The sequence below is a fragment of the Methylibium sp. genome (assembly GCF_031393925.1).
GTDB lineage: Bacteria > Pseudomonadota > Gammaproteobacteria > Burkholderiales > Burkholderiaceae_C > Methylibium.
This window is the reverse complement of record NZ_JANMWL010000056.1, coordinates 1-4,790: the sequence shown is the minus strand read 5'-3', so window position 1 is coordinate 4,790 and position 4,790 is coordinate 1. Positions and strand designations below refer to the sequence as shown.

At 67.7% G+C, this 4,790-nt stretch carries 3 protein-coding genes and 1 pseudogene; all 4 read left to right on the top strand.

Translation table 11 applies throughout. From position 1 onward, the window contains the following. Positions 1 to 26: 26 nt before the first annotated feature. Positions 27 to 992, top strand: a complete 966-nt coding sequence (locus tag RMO12_RS03825; RefSeq protein WP_309638263.1) for a GTP-binding protein — start codon at positions 27 to 29, stop codon at positions 990 to 992. 83 nt (positions 993 to 1,075) lie between these two features. After that, positions 1,076 to 1,873: a hypothetical protein gene (locus tag RMO12_RS03820; RefSeq protein WP_309638262.1), complete on the top strand. Its 798-nt coding sequence runs from the start codon at positions 1,076 to 1,078 to the stop codon at positions 1,871 to 1,873. A gap of 101 nt (positions 1,874 to 1,974) precedes the next feature. Then, positions 1,975 to 3,491: pseudogene (locus RMO12_RS03815) on the top strand (amidase). A 679-nt stretch (positions 3,492 to 4,170) separates the two neighbouring features. Beyond that, the coding region (locus RMO12_RS03810) for a glucan biosynthesis protein (protein WP_309638261.1) at positions 4,171 to 4,790 on the top strand (620 nt) is incomplete at its 3' end.

Genomic DNA, 4,790 nt, shown 5'->3' with positions numbered 1-4,790 from the left:
CGCCTTCAACGCCCGCCTCGCGCAAGGTGCCGGTGACCATCCTCACCGGCTTTCTCGGCGCCGGCAAGACGACGCTGCTCAACCGCATCCTGCGCGAGCGCCACGGCGAGCGCATCGCCGTGATCGAGAACGAATTCGGCGAGGCCGGCGTCGACAACGACCTGCTGCTCACCAGCGGCGACGAGCAGATCGTCGAGATGAACAACGGCTGCATCTGCTGCACCGTGCGCGGCGACCTCGTGCGCATCCTCGGCGAACTGCGGCAGCGGCGCGAGGCCGCGCCCGGCGCGTTCGATCGCGTCATCATCGAAACCACCGGGCTGGCCGATCCCGCGCCCGTCGCCCAGACCTTCTTCATCGACGACGACATCGCCGCGTACTACGCGCTCGACGCGATCGTGACCGTTGTCGATGCCATGCACGCCCCGACCCAGCTCGACGAGTGCCATGAGGCCGAGGAGCAGGTCGCCTTCGCCGACCGCATCCTGCTGAGCAAGACAGACCTGGTGAGCGCCCTGGAGCGCGAACGCTTGCGCGCCCGGTTGGTCCGCATCAACCCGCGGGCGGCGATCGCGGCGGTCGATTTCGGCCAGACGCCGATCGCCGATCTGCTCGACATCGGCGGCTTCTCGCTCGACAGCATCCTCGAGATCGAGCCCGGCTTTCTGGGCGAGAACCAGCATGAGCACGACGACGCGGTGCGGTCGTTCGTCTTCACCAGCGCGGCGCCGCTCGACCCGGGCCGGCTGCAGGCGTTCTTTCGCGAGGCGATCGCGGCGCACGCCAAGGATCTGATGCGCTACAAGGGCATCGTCGCTTTCGAGGGGCTGGCCCACCGCGTCGTGCTGCAGGGCGTGCACATGCTGATGAACTCGGACATCGGCCGGCCGTGGGCCGAGGGCGAAGCGCGCGAATCGAAGCTCGTCTTCATCGGCCGCAACCTGCCGCACGACGAGTTCGCGGCCAGCTTGGCGCGCTGCCGGGTGAGCTGAAGGGCGACCATGCGACCGGGCCGACGCTGCCAGGTTCACACCAGACGGAGCGGGACGGTTCGACCGTCGCCGCAGGACCAGCCATGCAAGCCGAGTTGATTTCTTTTTCCGGGCTGGTGCTGATGTTCGTCCTTGGCCTGCGTCACGGGCTCGATCCCGATCACATCGCGTGCATCGACGGCCTGACGTGGCGCGCGCTGAATCAAGACCACGAACATGCGCACTGGATCGGCAGCTTGTTCGCCATCGGCCATGGCCTGCTGGTCACCGGCATCGCGGTGGGCGTGAGTCAGCTGACGCATTCGGTGTCGGTGCCCGAGCCCGTCGTGTTGGTGTTCGGCTGGGTTCCGACCGTGCTGCTGCTGCTGGTGGGCACGCTCAACCTGCGCCTGCTGCTTCGCCAGGACCCGGCGTTCGTGCCGACCGGCTGGAAGTTGAAGCTGATTCCGCAGCGCCTGCGCAACCACTCCAGCCCCTGGGCGGTGGTCGTGATCGGCGTGCTGTTTGCCACCGTCTTTGACACGGCCACCCAGGCGTCGGCCTGGGGTTACGTCGCCAGCAACCGGGGCGGCGGACTGCTCGCCGCCTTTCTTGCGGGCCTGGTCTTCACCCTGGGCATGGTCATCACCGACACGCTCGACGGGCGCCTCATCTGCCGCATCGGCCGCGGCGCTGACGGCCAGGCCACCGGCCGGCGCTTTCGCCGCACGCTGGGCTGGCTGATCGTGGCGATCTCGTATGGCGTGGCCGCCTACAACCTCGGCAAGGCATGGTTTCCTGCCATCGAGTTGGGCGACTTCGCGTTCTCGCTCGCCGGCTTCTCGCTGATCGCGCTGATGTTCATGGTCTGGCTCTGGAGCAGCCGTTCAACCAGGCCGTGAAGAAGGCCCCGTAGCGCCTCATCCGCCCTCACCCGATTGACGGCAAAACGCCCCCCACACACACTGACGCGATCCCCACCACTCACGCCCCAGGAGTTTTCATGGCCATCAAGCGCCCCACCCTCGAGCAGCTGCAAGACGTCGCACTCAGCTTGGGCATCCACTTGTCCGAACAGCAGGCGGGCAGCTACCTCGAGCTGCTGCAACCCAACTTCGACGCCTACGACCTGGTCGACTCGTTGCCCGATTACGTGCCAGTGGTCAAGTACCCGCGCACGCCGGGCTATCGGCCGAGCGGCGAGGAGAACAAGTACGGCGCCTGGTACACCAAGAGCACGATCAAGGGCGCTGCCCGCGGCAAACTAGCCGGCAAGACGGTCGCGATCAAGGACAACGTCTGCGTCGCGGGCGTGCAGATGATGAACGGCGCTTCGACGCTCGAAGGCTACGTGCCCAATATCGACGCCACCGTCGTGACCCGGCTGCTCGACGCGGGCGCGACGATCCTGGGCAAGTCGGTGTGCGAGTGCTTCTGCTTCTCGGGCGGCTCGCACACCAGCGCGTCGGGGCCGGTACACAACCCGCGCCGCATGGGCTACTCGGCCGGCGGGTCCTCGTCGGGCAGCGCGGCGCTGGTGGCGTGCGGCGAGGTCGACCTGGCCATCGGCGGCGACCAGGGCGGTTCGGTGCGCATCCCGGCCGCCTACTGCGGCATCTACGGCATGAAGCCCTCGCACGGGCTCGTGCCCTACACCGGGATCATGCCGATCGAGCTGACCATCGACCACACCGGCCCGATCACCGCGAACGTGACCGACAACGCGCTCATGCTCGAGGTGCTGGCCGGCCCCGACGGGCTCGACCCGCGCCAGCATGCCGGCCGCGAATCGCAGCCGTACAGCGAGCTCATGAAGGCCGGCGTGAAGGGGCTCAAGATCGGCATCGTGACCGAAGGCTTCGGCTGGCCGAACTCGATGCCGGCGCTGGACGCGCAGGTGCGCAAGGCGGCCGAGCGCTTCAGCAAGCTCGGCGCCAAGGTGTCCGAGGTGTCGGTGCCGATGCACCGCATGGGCCTGGCGATCTGGTTGCCGGTGCCGCCGAGGGTGCGACGCAGCAGATGATGAAGGACAACGGCCACGGCTTTAACTGGAAGGGCCTGTACGTCACCAGCATGGTCGACTGGCATGCCGGCTGGAAGGCGCGCGCCGACGAACTGTCCGACCCGCTCAAGCTGACGATGGTGCTCGGCGAATATTTCATCAAGCACTACCGCGGCCACTTCTACGCCAAGGCACAGAACCTGACGCGCCAGTTGACCGAGGCCTACGACGACGCGCTGAAGGACTTCGACCTGCTGCTGATGCCCACCCTGCCGATCACCGCCACCAAGCTGCCGGCGCCCGGTGCGTCGATCGAAGAGATCGTCGGGCGCGCGTTCGAGATGGTGGCCAATACCGCCCCGTTCGACAGCACCGGCCACCCGGCGATGAGCATTCCCTGTGGCCTGGTCGATGGCCTGCCGGTGGGCATGATGCTGGTCGGGCGGCGCTACGAAGAGGCGACCATTTACCGCGGCGCTTATGCCTTCGAGCAGGCGGGCGATTGGGAGCAGGTTTAAGACCTTATCGCTTTCAATCGAATGAGTCCGACGGTGCTCAGGTGGCCCGTTGCTGACCTGCGTCGAGTTCCTTGGGTTCTTTGGGAGGTTCGGGGGACGCGGCAGGCGGCGTGGGGGTGCGTCACAAGAACCCACGCTGTGTCCCGAAAGCGCCCCTGGCAGCCGCCCCGCCGTGTACCGCGCGCCATACGCCATGCGCCATGCGCCGCGCGGAGACCTCGACGTCGGTTTTTCAACGCTCGAGACCACCGTGTTTGCAAAGGCGCGCCCGGGCAGGCGGCAGCGCTTCATCGAGGCGGTCTCCGCTTTGCTGCGACTGCCTTGCGGTGCTCGGGCTCGTGGCCCGTCGCGCAACTCACTGCGCTCACTGCGTTCAAACAAGCGCGACGAATCAGATGACCAAGCGCGCTGCGCGCGCGGCCACGAGCCCTGTGCTCCGCAGCGCCTCGAAGGCGCGCTGCCGCCTGCCGCGTTGCGCGAACCTTCCGATCAACCCCTGAACAACCCCCGAACAACCCGACCCCGGCCACGCGTCCCCGGCCTTGCCGTCAGCAGCCTGCAGATCGTCACGCCTGGTGCAACCTGCTTCGATCGCTTGAGCACATGCCGCCGGTATGTTCCTTGCGTATGAAAAACCCGCGCGGGCTCTCGGTCCCACCCGCGCCCACAAGGTTTGCCCATGATTCAACTGCCCGCCGCCCCGCGGCGTTTCGACGGCGCCGCGGCATGGCTTGCCGCCTGCGTGCTGTTGCTCGCGTGTGGCGCCAACGCAGGCGCCGCTTTCGACCTCAACACGCTCGGTGAGCGTGCGCGCGTGCTGGCCGACCGGCCCTACCAGCCGCCGCCAGCCAGCGGCAACGCCAAGCTCGCCGCGCTGAACTACGACGACTACCGCGACATCCGCTACCGGCCGGCCGCCTCGTGGTGGCGCGACGCCGGGTTGCCGTTCGAGCTGCAGTTTTTTCATGTCGGCGGCAGCTACACCCGGCCGGTGCAACTGCACGAATTGGTCGACGGTCGCGAGCAGCCGCTGGAGGTGCCGCGCAGTGCCTTCGATTACGGCCGTGCAGCGCCCGCCATGGCCGGCGAGCGTGGCGCGCAAGTGGCCGGCTTTCGGGTGCATTACGCGCTCAATGATGGTGCCTACAAGGACGAGGTGCTGCTGTTCCAGGGCGCGAGCTACCTGCGCGCGGTCGGTGCCGGGCAGCATTACGGCCTGTCGGCGCGCGGCCTGGCCATCGACACCGTCGGCGGCGCGGGCGAGGAGTTCCCGGCCTTCGAGGCGTTCTGGCTGGAGCG

Excerpts from the sequence above, each read along its gene's own strand:
- RMO12_RS03820 (WP_309638262.1), top strand. The coding sequence starts at position 1,076 with ATGCAAGCCGAGTTGATTTCTTTTTCCGGGCTGGTGCTGATGTTCGTC.